The sequence below is a fragment of the Sulfitobacter sp. 15WGC genome (assembly GCF_005068605.1).
Lineage (GTDB): Bacteria > Pseudomonadota > Alphaproteobacteria > Rhodobacterales > Rhodobacteraceae > Sulfitobacter > Sulfitobacter faviae.
This window is the reverse complement of the sequence record NZ_SZNL01000270.1, coordinates 1-247: the sequence shown is the minus strand read 5'-3', so window position 1 is coordinate 247 and position 247 is coordinate 1. Positions and strand designations below refer to the sequence as shown.

The 247-nt window shown below is 52.6% G+C and carries 1 protein-coding gene; it reads left to right on the top strand.

The genetic code is table 11. The features are described from left to right. Positions 1–43: 43 nt before the first annotated feature. Positions 44–247, top strand: a 204-nt coding sequence (locus FCK22_RS19210) for a hypothetical protein (RefSeq protein WP_211243613.1), incomplete at its 3' end; no start/stop codon positions are given.

The following is a 247-nucleotide window of genomic DNA, read 5'->3' as shown; positions in this document are numbered from 1 at the left end:
GGGATGTCCGGGTATGGAAAGGGCTCGCTAAGCAAAACTGACAGTGTCTGACAAACCCTTTGCAGCAGGCGTACTGTTGCGAATGATGAAAAAAGAATGCGGCGCAAACCCTGCGCCGCATTTTTTTGCTCTAAGACAGTCTTGGATCATGCGGGTAGCTTGCTGGGCGGGATTAGCAGCCCCTATGTGCAATGCGCGACGCCATATCCAGCATCCTTGCAGAGAAACCCCATTCGTTGTCGTACCA